The organism is Mycobacterium sp. Aquia_216 (assembly GCF_026723865.1).
Classification (GTDB): Bacteria; Actinomycetota; Actinomycetes; order Mycobacteriales; family Mycobacteriaceae; genus Mycobacterium.
In genome coordinates this window covers 4,792,273-4,808,469 of sequence record NZ_CP113529.1, presented here as the reverse complement: position 1 = coordinate 4,808,469, position 16,197 = coordinate 4,792,273, and the positions used below count along the sequence as shown (strand labels likewise).

The following is a 16,197-nucleotide window of genomic DNA, read 5'->3' as shown; positions in this document are numbered from 1 at the left end:
GATTGTGCTGCCTCGCGGAATGCCTGTCATCTGAAGAAACTTCGTCTCGTGGGGAAATTTCCTGTACCGGGGAAGCGTCTTTGCGGCCCCAGTAACTACCCGTACCCACCCTAGTGTCTGGCCACACACGCCCGGCGGCGAACGCTCGACACTCAGCCTGCGCTCCCGGCGATCCTCAGTAAGGTGGTCTCGTGTGAAAGCCCTCCGTCGCTTTACCGTCCGCGCCCATCTGCCCGAGCGGCTCGCCGCACTCGAACAGCTGTCCATCAACCTGCGATGGTCCTGGGACGAGGCAACGCAAGACTTATTCGCGAGCATCGATCCGACGCTGTGGGCCAATTGCGGCAACGATCCCGTGGCGCTGCTGGGAGCGGTCAACCCCGCGCGTCTCGACGAGTTGGCGCTCGACGAGGAGTTCCTTCGCTGGCTCGACGAGCTCTCGGCCGACTTGAACGACTACCTGAGCCGTCCGCTGTGGTACCAGCAACAGCAGGAAGCCGGTATCGCGATGCCGACCGGTATCGCCTACTTCTCGATGGAATTCGGCGTTGCGGAGGTGTTGCCCAACTACTCGGGCGGCCTGGGCATCCTTGCCGGGGATCACCTCAAGGCCGCGTCTGATCTGGGCGTGCCGTTGATCGCTGTCGGCCTGTATTACCGCTCGGGGTACTTCCGCCAGTCGCTGACGGCGGAAGGCTGGCAAAACGAGACCTATCCGTCGCTGGATCCGCAAGGGCTCCCGCTGCGGTTGCTCACCGATGCCGCCGGCGACCCCGCGCTGGTGGAGCTGACGCTGCCGGACTCCGCGCGGCTGTCCGCGCGGATCTGGGTGGCGCAGGTGGGCCGGGTGCCGCTGCTCCTGCTGGATTCCGACGTTCCCGAGAACGAGCACGATCTGCGCAGCGTCACCGACCGCCTGTATGGCGGTGACCAGGAACACCGGATGCGCCAGGAGATCCTGGCCGGCATCGGCGGCGTGCGAGCGATTCGTAGGTTCACCGCGATCGAAGGCCTGCCCGCCCCCGAGGTCTTCCACATGAACGAGGGGCACGCCGGGTTCCTCGGCGTGGAGCGCATTCGCGAGCTGATCGCCGATCCGGGGTTGGACTTCGACACCGCCCTCACGGTGGTGCGGTCGGCCACCGTGTTCACCACCCACACGCCGGTGCCCGCCGGCATCGACCGCTTCCCGGTCGACATGGTGCGGCTCTATTTCGGCGACCACTCCGACGAGGCTCCCGACGAGGGTTCGCCGGCGTTGCTGCCGGGGGTGCCGATCGATCGGGTGATCGCGCTCGGCGCCGAAGACGACGAGACCAAGTTCAACATGGCGCACATGGGACTGCGGCTCGCACAGCGCGCCAACGGTGTCTCGCTGCTGCACGGCCGCGTGAGCCGGGACATGTTCAACGAGCTGTGGCCGGGCTTCGACCGAGCCGAAGTGCCGATCGGGTCGATCACCAACGGAGTGCACGCCCGCACCTGGGCCGCCCCGCAGTGGCTGCAGCTGGGCCGCGAGTTGGCCGGATCGGACTCGTTCAGCGACCCGGGTGTGTGGCTGCGACTGCGTGATGTCCACCCCGGTCACCTCTGGTGGATCCGATCCCAGCTGCGATCGCTCCTGGTCGACGACGTCCGCCGGCGGCTGCGCCGCTCATGGCTGGAGCGTGGTGCATCTGACGCCGAATTAGGTTGGATCGCAACGGCTTTCAACCCAGATGTGCTCACTGTCGGATTCGCTCGCCGAGTGCCGACGTACAAGCGGTTGACGCTGATGCTGAGCGACCCCGACCGCCTGGAACACATACTGCTGAATAAGGAGCGGCCGGTTCAGCTGATCGTCGCGGGAAAGTCACACCCGGCCGACGACGGGGGCAAAGCCTTGATCCAGCAAGTCGTGCGCTTCGCCGACCGGCCCGAGGTGCGCCACCGCATCGCGTTCCTACCCGACTACGACATGTCCATGGCCCGGGTGCTGTATTGGGGCTGCGACGTCTGGCTCAACAACCCGCTGCGGCCGCTGGAGGCCTGCGGCACGTCGGGGATGAAGAGCGCGCTCAACGGCGGTTTGAACCTGTCCATTCGCGACGGCTGGTGGGACGAGTGGTACGACGGCGAAAACGGTTGGGAGATACCGTCGGCCGATGGGGTGAGCGACGAGGCGCGCCGCGACGAGCTCGAGTCCAGCGCCCTTTACGACCTGCTCGAACGGGCGGTGGCGCCGAAGTTCTACGAGCGCAACGAACACGGGGTGCCGCCGCGCTGGATCGAAATGGTGCGCCACACCGTGCAAACACTCGGGCCCAAGGTGCTGGCTTCCCGGATGGTGCGCGACTACGTCGAGCAGTACTACACGCCGGCCGCCGAATCCCTGCGCAAGACCATCGCCGACGCCGGTGACGGCGAGTTCGGCGCCGCCCGTGAGCTGGCCGACTACCGGCGGCGCGCGGAGAGGGCGTGGCCCAAGATCCGGATCACCGACGTCGACTCCACCGGCCTGCCCGATACTCCGGTGCTCGGGTCGAAACTCACCCTGACCGCGACCGTGCAGCTGGCCGGTCTGGCACCCGACGACGTCACCGTGCAGGCGGTGGTCGGCCGGGTCGACTCCGGTGATGCGCTGTTGGACCCGGTCACCGTCGAAATGTCGTACACCGGCACCGCCGAAGGCGGCAATCAGGTCTTCGCGACGACGACCTCGCTACCGGTGGCGGGCGCGGTCGGCTACACGGTTCGGGTGCTGCCGCAGCACCCGATGCTCGCGGCGGGCAACGAACTCGGTCTGGTCGCCCTCGCCGGATAGCCCGGGTCAGGCGGACAGGTCGTCCGGCGCGGCCCGCAACCGTTCCAGGGCGCCGCGGACCTGCGCGGCATTGGTGGTCTGCCAGAACGGCGGCAGCGACGCGCGCAGGTAGCCGCCGTAACCGGCGGTGACCATGCGCGAGTCGAGGACCGCCACCACGCCGCGATCGGTGACGCGGCGCAGCAGTCGCCCGGAGCCCTGCGCCAGCAACAGCGCCGCGTGGCTCGCGGCGACGGCCATGAAACCGTTGCCGCCACGGGCGGCCACCGCACGCTGCCGCGCACCGAGCAGCGGGTCGTCCGGCCGCGGGAACGGGATGCGGTCGATCAGTACCAGTGACAGCGACGGGCCTGGCACGTCGACGCCCTGCCAGAGCGACAATGTGCCGAACAGCGAGGTCTCGGGCTCGGCGCTGAACTGCTCGACCAACGCCGATGTGCTGTCGTCGCCCTGGCACAACACCGGAGTAGCCAGCCGTTCGCGCATCACCTCGGCGGCGGCCCGGGCGGCGCGCATCGACGAGAACAGGCCCAGCGTGCGTCCGCCCGCGGCGGTGATCAGTTCGGCGATCTCGGTCAGCTGCTCGGCCGAGCCGGTGCCGTCGCGGCCCGGCGGCGGCAGATGCGCGGCCACGTAGAGGATTCCGGCCTTGGCATGCTGGAACGGCGATCCGACGTCCAGGCCACGCCACGGTGGGTATTCGATGCTTTCGTCCGGCCCGGTCAGACCCCACGCCGTGGCCATCGCGTCGAAGGATCCGCCGACCGTCAACGTGGCCGAGGTCAGTACGGTCGTCGACCGTGAGAACACGTGGTGGCGCAGCAGGCCGGCCACCGTCAGCGGCGCCACCCGAAGCACCGGTCGCGGCGAACCTCGGTTGTCCTCGTGATCCAGCCAGACCACTTCGGTGCGATCGGGAATAGCCGGCCCGAACGACGCCAGGATCCGCGACGCGGTGTCGGTGATCTCGCTCAGTGCCGCAACGGCTTCCGCGCGCGCCGCGGCGGCCTTGGCATCGCTGGTGGTGTCGATGTCGGAGCGCGCCGCGGCGGCCACGTCGCGTAGCGCCCTCAGGTATGTCGCCATCTCGTCGTCGAGGTGATCGATACGGCCAGGTGTGGTGTCATGGATGGCCGCGGCAAAGGTCGCGGTCGCCGCCTCCAGGCGCTGGATCAGCTCCGGGTGTACCAAGCGGGTGATCCGCCGGGCGGCGACGCCCAGGACCGCCGACGTCAACTCTGCGGTGGCCACCGATGTCACCCGATCGACCAACTCGTGCGCCTCGTCGACTACCAGCAGCGAATGTTCAGGCAGGACGGTCGATTCGGAGACGGCATCGATGGCCAGCAGGGCATGATTGGTGACGACGATGTCGGCCACGCCGGCGCGGCCACGCGCGCGTTCGGAAAAGCACTCCGAGCCAAACGGGCAGCGGGCCACTCCGAGGCATTCCCGCGCCGAAACGCTGACCTGTGACCAGGACCGTTCTGGCACACCGGGTTTGAGGTCGTCACGGTCACCCGTATCGGTCGTCGAGGCCCAGGCGGTGAGTCGCTGCACATCGCGGCCGAGGGCGCTGGCCGCCATCGGGTTGAACAGCTCCTCTTGCGGCCGTCCCTCGTCGGCATCCGGCTCGTCGGTGGAGCCGTTGTGAATTTTGTTCAGGCACAGGTAGTTTCGTCGTCCCTTGAGCAGAGCGAACTGCGGGGAATGCGGCAATGCGTCGGCGAGTGAATCGGCCAGCCGCGGCAGGTCGCGATCGACAAGCTGGCGCTGCAGCGCGATCGTCGCGGTCGAGACCACGACCGGCGTCTCATCGGCGATCGCGCGGACGATCGCGGGAATCAGGTACGCCAGCGACTTGCCGGTTCCGGTGCCCGCCTGCACGGCAAGGTGTTCACCGGTTTCGAATGCTCGCGCCACCGCGGCGGCCATCTCCTGCTGGCCGCCGCGGTCGCTGCCGCCGAGAGCGGCCACGGCGATGGCCAGCAGCTCGGGCACGGACTCGGAAACGGGCTCCGCCACGTCGTCGACGTTATCCGAATCGGGTGATCAGGCCGGGATGTGCAGCGTCGGAATCGCCGGATCCCCGGGCGCCAACTTCAGGCCTTCCCACGGCAGGCTGTGCAGCCCAGACGCCACCAATTCGCGGGCGGCGGCCAGCGCCGCGCGGTCCGTGCCGGCCACCACCTCCCCGCCGCGGACGAGCGCAGTGGTCAGCACCCGGAACGGTTCGGTGGTCGACGGCGGCCGGCCCGCCGGATGCACGACCTCTTCGGTGATGGTGCCGGTCGGGCGGGTAAGACGCAGCGCTTCTTTGTGGCCACCCCGAGACTCCTTGTGGCTGCTGCGTTTCTGCACGGGGATGCCGTCGACTTCGACGAGTTTGTAGACCATGCCCGCGGTCGGGGCACCCGAACCGGTGACCACCGAGGTGCCGGCGCCGTAACTGTCCACCGGTTCGGACCGCAGCGCGGCGATGGAGAACTCGTCGAGATCGCCGGACACCACGATGCGGGTGCGGGTAGCGCCTAGCTGGTCGAGCTGCTCGCGCACCTGGCGGGCCAGCACTCCGAGCTCGCCGGAATCCAGTCGCACCGCCCCGAGCGCCGTCCCGGCGGCGGCCACGGCATTGGCCACCCCAGCTGTCACGTCATAGGTATCGACCAGCAGCGTGGTGTTCGGGCCCAACGCGTCGACCTGGGCGCGAAACGCCGCCAGCTCGTTGGGCCCACCCTCGCCGGTGTGCAGCATGGTGAAGGCGTGCGCGGCGGTCCCTTCGGTAGGTACTCCGTACCGACGCTGCGCTTCCAGGTTGGACGACGCGGCGAAACCGGCGATATAGGCCGCGCGGGCCGCGGCGACGGCGGCGCGTTCGTGGGTTCGCCGCGATCCCATCTCGATCAGCGGGCGGCCCGCGGCCGCACTGACCATCCGTGCCGCCGCCGACGCGATAGCCGCATCGTGGTTGAAGATCGACAACGCCAGCGTTTCGAGCACCACGCATTCCGCGAAGCTGCCGCGCACCGACAGCACCGGCGATCCCGGGAAATACAGCTCGCCTTCGGCGTAGCCGTCGATATCGCCGCCGAACCGGAAGTCGCGGAGGTAACGCAAGGTGTCAGCGTCGAGGAATTGCGCCAGTAACCGGCATGCGTCGTCGTCGAACCTGAACCGTGGCAAAGTTTCCAGCAAACGGCCGGTGCCCGCGACCACGCCATAGCGGCGACCCTCGGGAAGGCGGCGGGCGAACAGTTCGAACGCGGTCCGGCGCTCGGCCGCCCCGTCGCGCAGCGCCGCTGCCAGCATCGTCAACTCGTATTTGTCGGTTAACAACCCAGCGAAGGCCGGCTCGCTCATTCTCCCAACGGTAACGGCTGGCGGCGAGCGGCCCGTCTCTCGGTATCCTGGAGGCCATGGTTGTTGCGTCAGCGCCTACCAAGCCCGGCACCACCGGGCAACGCGAGTCCGCTCCAGTCGACGTCACGGCTAGTCCATGGGTCACCATCGTGTGGGACGATCCTGTCAACTTGATGACCTACGTGACGTATGTGTTCCAGAAGTTGTTCGGCTACAGCGAGCCGCATGCCACCAAACTGATGCTGCAGGTGCACAACGAAGGCAGGGCGGTGGTGTCGGCGGGTAGCCGGGAGTCCATGGAAGTTGACGTGTCCAAGCTGCACGCCGCCGGTTTGTGGGCGACGCTGCAGCAGGACCGCTGAGATTCGAGGGTATCCGGGATTTCCTGTGCGCAAATGGAAGCGGGTTCAGACCGCGAACGGTCCCCGTTTCCGGTCTTCGTTGGCTCCGCATGAGGCGGATCTGCTCAAGAATCTGGGCGGCGCATTGATCGACTTGCTCGACGAACGGGAATCCTCTTCGCCGCGAGACGAACTCGAGGAGATCACCGGGATCAAGACGGGAAATTCGGAACCTCCCGGGGATGCGACGCTGCGTCGGCTGCTGCCGGACTTCTTCCGACCCGACGACGAGGACGCCTCCGTCGCCGGGACCGAGACGCCCGAAGGTCTCAATGCCGCGCTGCGCAGTTTGCACGAGCCGGAGATCATCGCCACCAAACGTGTTGCGGCACAGCAGTTGTTGGGTACGGTGCCGGACAGCGGCGGCCGGTTCGAGCTGACCGAAGATCAGGCGAACGCCTGGATTTCGGCGGTCAACGACATTCGACTGGCGCTGGGAGTGATGCTCGAGATCGGGCCGGACGGCCCGGAGCGGCTGGCTACCGACCATCCGATGGCCACGCACTTCGACGTCTACCAGTGGCTGACCGTCCTGCAGGAATATCTGGTCCTGGTGTTGATGGGCAAGCAAGCCGGATGAACTCGCTCACCGATGTCGGCGGCATCCGGGTCGGCCACTGCCAGCGGCTGGACCCCGACGCGGCGTTGGGCGCCGGATGGGCGAGCGGCGTCACCGTGGTGCTGACACCGCCGGGGACGGTGGGCGCGGTCGATTGCCGCGGCGGCGCGCCCGGCACCCGGGAGACCGATCTGCTGGATCCGGCCAACACGGTGCGGTTCGTCGACGCGGTGCTGCTGGCCGGCGGCAGCGCCTACGGGTTGGCGGCCGCCGACGGCGTCATGCGGTGGCTGGAGGAGCACGAGCGCGGCGTGGCGATGGAGGGTGGCTTGGTTCCCATCGTGCCCGGCGCGGTGATCTTCGACCTGCCGGTCGGCGGCTGGGATTGCCGGCCCACGGCGGAATTCGGCTACGCCGCCTGTGAGGCCGCGGCCGCGATGACGGCCGCCGGCACGGTCGGCGCCGGTGTGGGGGCGCGGGCCGGCGTGCTCAAGGGCGGTATCGGAACGGCGTCGACGATGCTGCCCTCCGGTGTCACCGTCGGCGCGGTCGTCGCGGTGAACTCGGCGGGCGATGTCGTCGACAGGACCACCGGCCTGCCGTGGATGGCGGACCTGATCGAGGAGTTCGGGTTGACGCCGCCACCGGCCGACCAGATCGACGCGCTCGCGCAGCTGCGTTCTCCGCTGGAACCGCTCAACACGACGATCGCGGTGGTCGCGACCGACGCGGCGGTGAGCTCCGCGGCGTGCCGGCGCATCGCGATCGCCGCCCAGGACGGCCTGGCCCGCACGATCCGGCCGGCGCACACCCCGCTCGACGGTGACACCGTGTTTGCCCTGGCGACCGGGGCGGTCGAGGTGCCCCCGCCGGCCGATGCGCCCGCGGCGATGTCTCCGGAGACGCGGCTGGTCACCGAGGTGGGCGCCGCCGCGGCCGATTGCCTGGCCCGTGCGGTGCTGGTCGGCGTGCTGGCGGCCGAGTCGGTCGCCGGAATACCGACCTACCGCGACACGCTGCCCGGTGCATTCGGGAGAGCGAGCGGCTGAGGAGCCGACCCCGGGTGGAAGTATCGGTCGACCGGCGTCTATGCCGGTAGCCTGGACGATGCCGAGGACGCTCTAGAAGGGCAGTTATGGGCATGGGCCGCGCCGACGACGATGCAGGACGAAGCGATGAGGAGGGGCGGCGCGCATGAGTAGCGCACAACAGCGCATATCCGCGACGCCACCGACCAAGCGTCCGCAGTGGATCGTGGGTGGAGCCACGATCCTCACCTTCGTCGCGCTGCTCTACCTGGTCGAGTTGATCGACCAGTTGTCTCGGCATTCCCTGGACGCCAACGGCATCCGGCCGCTGGAAACCGACGGCCTGTGGGGGATCGTCTTCGCACCGGTGCTGCACGCCAACTGGCAGCATCTGATGGCCAACACCGTCCCGCTGCTGGTACTCGGATTTCTGATGACCCTGGCGGGATTATCCCGGTTCGTGTGGGCCACCGCGATCGTGTGGATCCTGGGCGGATTCGGCACCTGGCTGATCGGCGACTGGGGCAGCAACTGCGGGCCGACGGACCATATCGGGGCCTCGGGCCTGATCTTCGGCTGGCTGGCTTTCCTGCTCGTCTTCGGGATATTCGTCCGGCGGTTCAGCGACATCGTCATCGGTCTGGTGGTGCTGTTCGTCTACGGTGGCGTCCTTCTCGGCGCGATGCCGGTGCTCGGCCGATGCGGCGGGGTGTCCTGGCAGGGCCACTTGTGCGGTGCCATCGCCGGCGTCGTGGCCGCGTATTGGTTGTCCACTCCCGAACGCAAGGCCCGGGCGAAGCGAAAAGCCGGCACTACGCCGCGCCTGAAGACATGAGCTCACCATTGGCGCCCGTCGGGGTTTTCGACTCCGGCGTCGGGGGGCTGACGGTAGCCCGCGCGATCATCGACCAACTCCCCGACGAGGACATCGTCTACGTCGGGGACACCGGCAACGGTCCCTACGGTCCGCTCACGATTCCCGAGGTTCGCGCGCACGCGCTGGCCATCGGTGACGATCTGGTCGGCCGCGGCGTCAAGGCGTTGGTGATCGCCTGCAACACCGCGTCGGCAGCATGCTTGCGCGATGCCCGCGAGCGCTATGACGTCCCCGTCGTCGAGGTGATCCTGCCGGCGGTGCGCCGCGCCGTCGCCACCACCCGCAACGGCCGCATCGGCGTCATCGGCACCCAGGCGACCATCGCCTCGCACGCCTACCAGGACGCGTTCGCCGCCGCCCGGGACACCGAGATCACCGCGGTGGCCTGCCCACGCTTTGTCGACTTCGTCGAGCGCGGGGTGACGAGCGGGCGTCAGGTACTGGGACTGGCCGAGGGGTATCTGGAGCCGCTGCAACGCGCACAAGTCGACACGCTGGTCCTGGGATGCACGCACTATCCGTTGCTGTCCGGGTTGATTCAGCTGGCGATGGGCGAAAATGTGACGCTCGTTTCCAGCGCCGAGGAAACCGCGAAGGAACTGCTCCGGGTGCTCACCGAAAAGGATTTGCTGCGGCCGCATGACGCGGCTCCGGCCACCCGCGTTTTCGAAGCTACCGGCGACCCCGAGGCGTTCACGAAATTGGCGGCGCGATTCCTGGGGCCCGCCGTCAGCGGTGTCCGGCCCGTGCATCACTCGCCCATCGGCTAGGCCGCAGAGAGATTCTCATCACATCAATCGTGCGATGTTTTTCTCATGGTGGTTCCGGGCATGGCACAGTAGTGTCCGTGCGAATAACCGTGCTCGGCTGCTCGGGCAGCGTGGTGGGTCCGGACTCGCCCGCGTCCGGATATTTGCTTCGGGCTCCAGACACTCCACCGATGGTTCTCGACTTCGGCGGGGGTGTGCTAGGCGCCTTGCAGCGGTATGCCGACCCGGCTTCCGTGCACGTGCTCTTGTCTCATCTGCATGCCGACCATTGTCTGGACATGCCGGGTCTATTCGTGTGGCGTCGCTACCACCCGTCGTCGCGTCCCCTCGGCAAGGCGATGCTGTACGGCCCCAGCGACACGTGGTCGCGGTTGGGCGCCGCGTCGTCACCCTACGGCGGTGAAATCGACGATTGCTCGGACATATTCGACGTCCATCACTGGGTCGACGGCGAAGCGGTCGACATCGGTGCACTCACCGTGACGCCCCGCGTCGTGGCACACCCCACCGAGTCCTACGGCTTGCGCATCACCGATCCCAGCGGGGCGTCGTTCGTCTACAGCGGCGACACCGGAGTCTGCGATCAGCTCGTCGAGCTGGCTCGCGATGCCGACGTGTTTCTCTGCGAAGCGTCCTGGACGCACGAGCCGGATCGTCCACCCGCCCTGCACTTGTCGGGCACCGAAGCCGGCCGGGTCGCGGCGCAGGCCGGCGTTCGTGAGCTGCTGCTGACCCACATCCCGCCCTGGACCTCGCGCGAGGACGTGATCAGTGAGGCCAAGGCCGAGTTCGACGGTCCCGTGCACGCGGTGGTGTGCAACGAGACGTTCGACGTTCGGCACTCCGAACGAGTCTGATTCGACCGATCGAGCCTCCCGCCGTCCCCCGCAAGCGGGCGGTACCCCAGCGCGGCTGGGGGTGCGCCCACCCGACACACCGGCGGGCTAGGGTGGCGTCGTGTCAAAACGAGAAGACGGTCGCAACGACGACGAGCTTCGCCCGGTCATCATCACCCGGGGCTTCACCGAAAATCCCGCCGGTTCGGTGCTGATCGGATTCGGCGGCACCAAAGTCCTGTGCACCGCCAGCGTCACCGAGGGAGTACCGCGCTGGCGCAAGGGGTCTGGCCTGGGGTGGCTGACCGCGGAGTACGCCATGCTGCCGTCGGCCACCCACACGCGGTCCGACCGGGAATCGGTTAAGGGCCGTCTGTCCGGGCGCACCCAGGAGATCAGCCGGCTCATCGGGCGGTCGCTGCGCGCCTGCATCGATCTGGCGGCGTTGGGGGAGAACACCATCGCCGTCGACTGCGATGTGTTGCAGGCCGACGGCGGAACCCGCACCGCCGCGATCACGGGTGCCTATGTGGCGCTGGCCGACGCGGTGACCTACCTGTCGGCGGCGGGCAAGCTGTCGGATCCGCGGCCGTTGTCGTGTGCGATCGCCGCCGTCAGCGTCGGCGTGGTCGACGGCAGGATCCGCGTCGACCTGCCGTACGAGGAGGACTCGCGCGCCGAGGTCGACATGAACGTCGTCGCTACCGACACCGGAACTCTGGTGGAGATCCAGGGCACCGGTGAGGGTGCGACCTTCCCGCGCTCGACGCTGGACAAGCTGCTGGACTTGGCGCTCAGCACGTGCGACACGTTGTTCGCTGCCCAGCGCGAGGCACTGGAGTTGCCTTACCCGGGTGTGCTGCCGGAAGGGCCGCATCCGACGAAGAGCTTCGGTAGCTGACCCGGCTGCTACGCCGAGATCCCGTTTGTCCCACCCCGATCCAGAGTCGTTGGTAACCTACGCCAGGCAGGGAAGGGGTCCGTTGAGCGGAGCGAGTTTGCAGACTCACGCCTTGAATTGGCGCACGCTGGGCGGATTGGCCATTCTGGGTATCGCGTTGGCTCTGACCGGATGCAGCTCTTCGGAGACACCCGCGGAGTCATCGTCGTCTCGGGCCAGTGTGGTCACCACGCTTCCGGGCGCCGAAACGTGCTCGGGACGAGCGCCCCAGAATGTCGCGTCGCCCGACTTCTATCGGCAGCAGTACGCGGACGGTCTCGCGACTCCGCTCAAGGAGAGGCTGAAGACCTACGACGCGGCGGTCGAATCCGGCGATATCCGCGGTATTCGCCAAGCGGCAGGTGCTCTTGGCACCGACATACGAGCGGACGGACGCCTTGTCGATATCCCGCGGTTGTACGGCTGCTACGACCAGAAAGTGTTGGCCCGTCTGCAGAACGCGGCGAAGGAATTCGCGGACGTGCTCGATGCCCTGTCCTGCGCCACCGACAACATGTGCGGCAGGAAGCAGACTGAGGTTCCCGCTCTCATTGCGCAGGCGGCGCCGCAGGAACGGAGCGCCGTTCAGGCGTTCAACGCCTACGCTGCTCAATTCGGAGGGATGGCGATCCCGGTGCCGACCTCGGCTGAACGGGCCTGGCGCACCTTGGCCGTGTAGTAGCGCGCTTGGAGACGATCTGTTCGGAATGACTGTTGACTGAGCTGCTGGTCGCCAGCCGCAACCTCAAGAAGCTGGCCGAACTGCGCCGGGTGCTGGACGGCGCGGGACTGTCGGGGCTGACGCTGGTGTCGCTGAACGAGGTGGCGCCGTTCGACGAGGCGCCCGAAACCGGCGCGACGTTCGAGGACAACGCGTTGGCCAAGGCGCGTGATGCGTTCGCCGCGACGAGGTTAGCGACCGTGGCCGACGACTCCGGCCTGCAAGTGGCGGCACTGGGCGGCATGCCCGGCGTGCTGTCGGCCCGCTGGGCGGGCACCCATGGCGACGACGCCGGCAACACCGCGCTGCTGCTCGCCCAGTTGCGCGATGTGCCCGACGAAGGGCGCGCCGCCACGTTCGTGTCGGCCTGCGCGCTGGTCTCGGGCAGCGGCGAAGTCGTCGTCCGCGGCGAGTGGCCCGGCACGATCGCCCGCGCGCCACGTGGCGACGGCGGGTTCGGCTACGACCCGATTTTCGTTCCCGACGAGTTCGGGGGCCGCACGGCGGCGCAGCTCAGCCCGCAGGAGAAGGACGTGGCCTCGCATCGTGGTCGCGCACTGGCGCTGCTGCTGCCCGCCCTGCGCACCCTGACCTGACCCAGGTTGCTCACGAACGTGAAACTCACTTCACGCTCGGCCGTCGCTCAAAGCCCGAAGCGGGCCTTGATGTCCTTGGTCTGAAAGTGCTCGACGACGATGCCCAGCAGCGGGATCGTGCCGGCCAGTAGCACGCCGATGGTCTTGCCGATCGGCCAGCGGACCTTGATCGCCAGATTGAAAGCCGTGAGCACGTACGCGAAATACACCCAGCCGTGCACCACCTCGATCCACCTGATCTCTCGGTGGAACGCGAGGTGCGAGACGATCTCGTAGCACAGTGCGATCAGCCACAGACCCGTCGTCCACGCCATGATCCGGTAGCCGAGCAGAGCGGGGCGGATGCGGTCGGCGGAGATGGCTCCGGGTGTTTCGGGTGTGGTCATGCGGTGGTCCTGTTCTGCTTTTCGGCGTCTTTGGCGGCGAGCTGGGCCAGGTAAGCGTTGTACTCGCGCAGGGCGGGATCGTCGGGCGGTTGCGGTGCGGGCGGGGGTCGCTCGGGTAGCAGCCCGGCCGGTATCTCGGTGACTGCGCCGTGGTTGCGGGGCTCCGGCGGAGCCTCTTCGTAGCGGACGAAGTTGCGGTACGCGTAGACGCAGAACCACGCGAACAGCGGCCACTGCAGCGCGTAGCCGAGGTTCTGGAAGGTGCCCGACGGCGACTGAAACCGTGTCCACTGCCACCAGCCCAGGGCCAGGCAGCCGCAGGCCGCGGCGATCACCAGGATGATCAGTGCGGGCCGGTGATGGCGCCGCCGTCGGGCCTGGCTGGACACCCCTCGACGGTACCGTGCGACGGCCTGCGCAGCGTCGCCCACCGTTCATTTCAGCGAACAACTGTTTATTGAACGCCGCTGCGGGGAAGCCGACGGAGAACCGTGTTCTCAGCCGACGCACGGAACTTCGATAGACACGGAACGAACAATGGGTTCTACGCTGCGCAGTCTCAGTCGTTGGAGCACGGCGCCCGCGAAAAGCGTCGAGACCGTCAAGTCCTGGGTCAACGTGCCACGCGGGCTGGCGGCCCGCGCGACCACGCCGTTGCTGCCCGACGACTACCTCAAAATGCTCAACCCGCTGTGGTCGGCGCGCGAACTGCGCGGCCTAATCGTGGGTGTCCGCCCCGAGACCGCCGATTCGGCAACCGTGACGATAAAGCCGGGTTGGGGTTTTTCCGGCAGCTACCGGCCCGGACAGTACGTCGGTATCGGATTGCGGATTGACGGCCGGTGGCACTGGCGCTCGTATTCCTTGACGTCGATTCCGCGGCGCGACAACAAGAACATCACGATCACCGTCAAGGCCACTCCTGAGGGCTTCCTGTCGACACACCTGGTGAACGGCGTGCAGCCGGGGACCATCGTGCGCCTGGCCTCACCAAAGGGAGAGTTCGCGCTGCCGGACCCGCCGCCGGAAAGGATCCTGTTCGTCACCGCGGGCAGCGGCATCACGCCGGTGATGGCCATGTTGCGGACGCTGAACGCCCGTAAACAGAACGCCGATATCGTGCACATCCACTCTGCCCCGAGCGCGGACCACGTGATCTTCCACGACGAGTTGCGAGAGCTTCACGAATCGCAGGACGGATATCGACTTCACCTGCAGCTCACCGAAACTGACGGCCATATCAAATTCGACGAGTTCGACGGCATCGTGGGCGACTGGCACGAGCGATCAGCGTGGGTGTGCGGGCCAACCGCCTTGCTGGATACCGCAGAGGATTTCTGGAAGGACGCGGGCGTCGGCGATCTGCTGCATTTGGAGCGTTTTACCATCGCCGCTACCGACAAGGGTGGCGAGGGGGGCACTGTCACCTTCGCGATTTCTGACAAGACCATCGAAATCGATGGCGCGACTTCGCTTTTGGAAGCTGGAGAACAGGTAGGCATTCAGATGCCGTTCGGCTGCCGGATGGGCATCTGCCAGACCTGCGTGCTTCCGCTGGAGTCCGGGCACGTACGCGACTTCAGGTCCGGGACCGAACACGGTGAGGGCGACCGAATCCAGACGTGCATCTCCACGGCATCCGGCAACTGCACGCTCAAGATCTGAGGAGGAACCGATGGCAATTACCGACGTAAAGCAATACGCACATCTCAGCGACGAGGACGTCGAAGCGCTGGGGCGCGAACTCGACGCGATCCGCACCGACATCGAGGAGTCTCGCGGCGAGCGCGACGCGCGCTACATTCGCCGCTCGGTTCAGTTGCAGCGCGCCCTGGTGGTCGGCGCTCGGATCGTGTTGATGGCCAGCCACAATAAGTTCGCGTGGGGCGCTGGGACCGCGATGCTGGGCACCGGCAAGATCATCGAGAACATGGAACTCGGTCACAACATCACCCACGGTCAATGGGACTGGATGAACGACCCGGAGATCCACTCCACCGAATGGGAATGGGATACCACTTCGCCGAGTGTGCATTGGAAGAAGTCGCACAACTTCATCCACCACAAGTACACCAACATCGTCGGCATGGATGACGACGTGGGTTACGGCATCATGCGGGTCACCCGTGACGAGCCCTGGTCGCGGTGGATGATCGGCAACCCGATCTACAACCTACTGCTCGGCACTCTTTTCGAATGGGGCGTTGCGGCACACGGATTGGAGCTCTCGGCGGTCCGTAGACATGATAAGACGTGGGCTGAAGTGCGCAAAGACCTGCGGATCATCGCGAAGAAGGTCGGCAAGCAAGTCGGCAAGGACTATGTCGTTTTTCCGGCGTTGGCCGGACGCAACTGGAAGCACACCCTGCGGGCCAACGTGGTCGCCAACCTGATCCGCAACTACTGGTCCTACGCGGTGATCTTCTGCGGCCACTTTCCCGACGGTGCCGAGAAGTTCACCAAAGAGGAATTCGACAACGAGTCGCAGGGGGAGTGGTATCTGCGCCAGATGCTGGGATCGGCAAACTTCAACGCCGGGCCGTTGCTGGCATTCATGAGCGGAAACCTGTGCTACCAGATTGAGCACCACCTGTTTCCGGACCTGCCCAGCAATCGCTACGCCGAGATCAGCGTCCGGGTGCGCGAGTTGTGCGAGAAGTACGACCTGCCCTACACCACGGGATCCCTTGGCCGGCAATACATGCAATCGTTCTGGACGATCCTCAAGCTCGCGCTGCCGGACAAGCTACTCAAAGGGACGCCGGACGATGCCCCGGAGACTAACTCCGAGTTGAAGTTTCGCGTCCGCGAGGGACTGCGGGAGAGTTTCGTCGATCCTGGGACAGGCAAACGCCGGGGGCTGCGCACGGCGCTGCGCGAATTGCGGGCCGCTCCGAGCGCGGCGTGAGTGGCATAACTC

At 67.0% G+C, this 16,197-nt stretch carries 16 protein-coding genes and 1 pseudogene; 13 read left to right on the top strand and 4 right to left on the bottom strand.

Annotated features, from left to right (window positions below; translation table 11 throughout):
- The first annotated feature begins 193 nt into the window (after positions 1-193).
- Complete coding sequence (gene glgP, locus OK015_RS22405) at positions 194-2,803, top strand: alpha-glucan family phosphorylase (protein ID WP_268126198.1); 2,610 nt, start codon at positions 194-196, stop codon at positions 2,801-2,803.
- A 6-nt stretch (positions 2,804-2,809) separates the two neighbouring features.
- On the opposite strand, the gene OK015_RS22400 is transcribed toward glgP, so the two are convergent.
- Entirely contained in the window at positions 2,810-4,828 is a 2,019-nt protein-coding gene (locus OK015_RS22400; RefSeq protein ID WP_268126197.1) for an ATP-dependent DNA helicase, read from the bottom strand.
- A gap of 27 nt (positions 4,829-4,855) precedes the next feature.
- Positions 4,856-6,163: a nicotinate phosphoribosyltransferase gene (locus OK015_RS22395; RefSeq protein ID WP_268126196.1), complete on the bottom strand. Its 1,308-nt coding sequence runs from the start codon at positions 6,161-6,163 to the stop codon at positions 4,856-4,858.
- Positions 6,164-6,219: 56 nt separating this feature from the next.
- Between OK015_RS22395 and clpS the strand changes: the two genes are divergently transcribed.
- From clpS to OK015_RS22345, 10 genes and pseudogenes are all read left to right on the top strand, one after another.
- The gene (gene clpS / locus OK015_RS22390) at positions 6,220-6,525 is read left to right on the top strand and encodes an ATP-dependent Clp protease adapter ClpS (protein WP_268126195.1); all 306 of its coding nucleotides are present in this window, start codon (positions 6,220-6,222) and stop codon (positions 6,523-6,525) included.
- A 25-nt stretch (positions 6,526-6,550) separates the two neighbouring features.
- Positions 6,551-7,144 carry an oxidative stress transcriptional regulator AosR gene (gene aosR, locus OK015_RS22385; RefSeq protein ID WP_268126194.1) on the top strand — a complete coding sequence of 198 codons (594 nt, stop codon included), beginning with the start codon at positions 6,551-6,553 and terminating at the stop codon, positions 7,142-7,144.
- Entirely contained in the window at positions 7,141-8,172 is a 1,032-nt protein-coding gene (locus tag OK015_RS22380) for a P1 family peptidase (protein ID WP_268126193.1), read from the top strand. The genes aosR and OK015_RS22380 overlap by 4 nt, the downstream gene beginning before the upstream one ends.
- A 3-nt stretch (positions 8,173-8,175) precedes the next feature.
- A pseudogene (locus tag OK015_RS22375) lies at positions 8,176-8,265 on the top strand (hypothetical protein); the annotation flags it as partial.
- A gap of 52 nt (positions 8,266-8,317) precedes the next feature.
- The gene (locus tag OK015_RS22370; RefSeq protein WP_268126192.1) at positions 8,318-8,986 is read left to right on the top strand and encodes a rhomboid family intramembrane serine protease; all 669 of its coding nucleotides are present in this window, start codon (positions 8,318-8,320) and stop codon (positions 8,984-8,986) included.
- Complete coding sequence (gene murI / locus OK015_RS22365; RefSeq protein WP_268126191.1) at positions 8,983-9,798, top strand: glutamate racemase; 816 nt, start codon at positions 8,983-8,985, stop codon at positions 9,796-9,798. Before OK015_RS22370 ends, murI begins: the two co-directional genes overlap by 4 nt.
- Positions 9,799-9,869: 71 nt before the next feature.
- Positions 9,870-10,655, top strand: coding sequence for a cyclic nucleotide-degrading phosphodiesterase (locus tag OK015_RS22360; protein WP_268126189.1), 786 nt, complete (start codon positions 9,870-9,872; stop codon positions 10,653-10,655).
- A 100-nt stretch (positions 10,656-10,755) separates the two neighbouring features.
- Positions 10,756-11,535, top strand: a complete 780-nt coding sequence (gene rph / locus OK015_RS22355) for a ribonuclease PH (protein ID WP_268126188.1) — start codon at positions 10,756-10,758, stop codon at positions 11,533-11,535.
- Between the two features lie 112 nt (positions 11,536-11,647).
- The gene (locus OK015_RS22350) at positions 11,648-12,253 is read left to right on the top strand and encodes a hypothetical protein (protein ID WP_268126187.1); all 606 of its coding nucleotides are present in this window, start codon (positions 11,648-11,650) and stop codon (positions 12,251-12,253) included.
- 32 nt (positions 12,254-12,285) lie between these two features.
- Entirely contained in the window at positions 12,286-12,891 is a 606-nt protein-coding gene (locus OK015_RS22345) for a non-canonical purine NTP pyrophosphatase (RefSeq protein WP_268132990.1), read from the top strand.
- A gap of 47 nt (positions 12,892-12,938) precedes the next feature.
- Here OK015_RS22345 and OK015_RS22340 read toward each other — a convergent pair whose 3' ends face one another.
- On the bottom strand, positions 12,939-13,277 hold the full coding sequence (locus OK015_RS22340) for a DUF3817 domain-containing protein (RefSeq protein WP_268126186.1): 339 nt from the start codon (positions 13,275-13,277) through the stop codon (positions 12,939-12,941).
- Positions 13,274-13,666 (bottom strand): hypothetical protein, encoded by a 393-nt coding sequence (locus OK015_RS22335; RefSeq protein ID WP_268126185.1) that lies wholly within the window; start codon positions 13,664-13,666, stop codon positions 13,274-13,276. Before OK015_RS22335 ends, OK015_RS22340 begins: the two co-directional genes overlap by 4 nt.
- Positions 13,667-13,814: 148 nt before the next feature.
- Between OK015_RS22335 and OK015_RS22330 the strand changes: the two genes are divergently transcribed.
- Together OK015_RS22330 and OK015_RS22325 are read left to right on the top strand one after the other, a co-directional pair.
- Entirely contained in the window at positions 13,815-14,942 is a 1,128-nt protein-coding gene (locus OK015_RS22330) for a ferredoxin reductase (RefSeq protein WP_268126184.1), read from the top strand.
- Between the two features lie 10 nt (positions 14,943-14,952).
- The gene (locus OK015_RS22325; RefSeq protein WP_268126182.1) at positions 14,953-16,185 is read left to right on the top strand and encodes a fatty acid desaturase family protein; all 1,233 of its coding nucleotides are present in this window, start codon (positions 14,953-14,955) and stop codon (positions 16,183-16,185) included.
- Positions 16,186-16,197 lie beyond the last annotated feature (12 nt).

Excerpts from the sequence above, each read along its gene's own strand:
- OK015_RS22395 (WP_268126196.1), bottom strand. The coding sequence starts at position 6,163 with ATGAGCGAGCCGGCCTTCGCTGGGTTGTTAACCGACAAATACGAGTTG.
- clpS (WP_268126195.1), top strand. The coding sequence starts at position 6,220 with ATGGTTGTTGCGTCAGCGCCTACCAAGCCCGGCACCACCGGGCAACGC.
- OK015_RS22380 (WP_268126193.1), top strand. The coding sequence starts at position 7,141 with ATGAACTCGCTCACCGATGTCGGCGGCATCCGGGTCGGCCACTGCCAG.
- OK015_RS22370 (WP_268126192.1), top strand. The coding sequence starts at position 8,318 with ATGAGTAGCGCACAACAGCGCATATCCGCGACGCCACCGACCAAGCGT.
- murI (WP_268126191.1), top strand. The coding sequence starts at position 8,983 with ATGAGCTCACCATTGGCGCCCGTCGGGGTTTTCGACTCCGGCGTCGGG.
- OK015_RS22340 (WP_268126186.1), bottom strand. The coding sequence starts at position 13,277 with ATGACCACACCCGAAACACCCGGAGCCATCTCCGCCGACCGCATCCGC.
- OK015_RS22330 (WP_268126184.1), top strand. The coding sequence starts at position 13,815 with ATGGGTTCTACGCTGCGCAGTCTCAGTCGTTGGAGCACGGCGCCCGCG.
- OK015_RS22325 (WP_268126182.1), top strand. The coding sequence starts at position 14,953 with ATGGCAATTACCGACGTAAAGCAATACGCACATCTCAGCGACGAGGAC.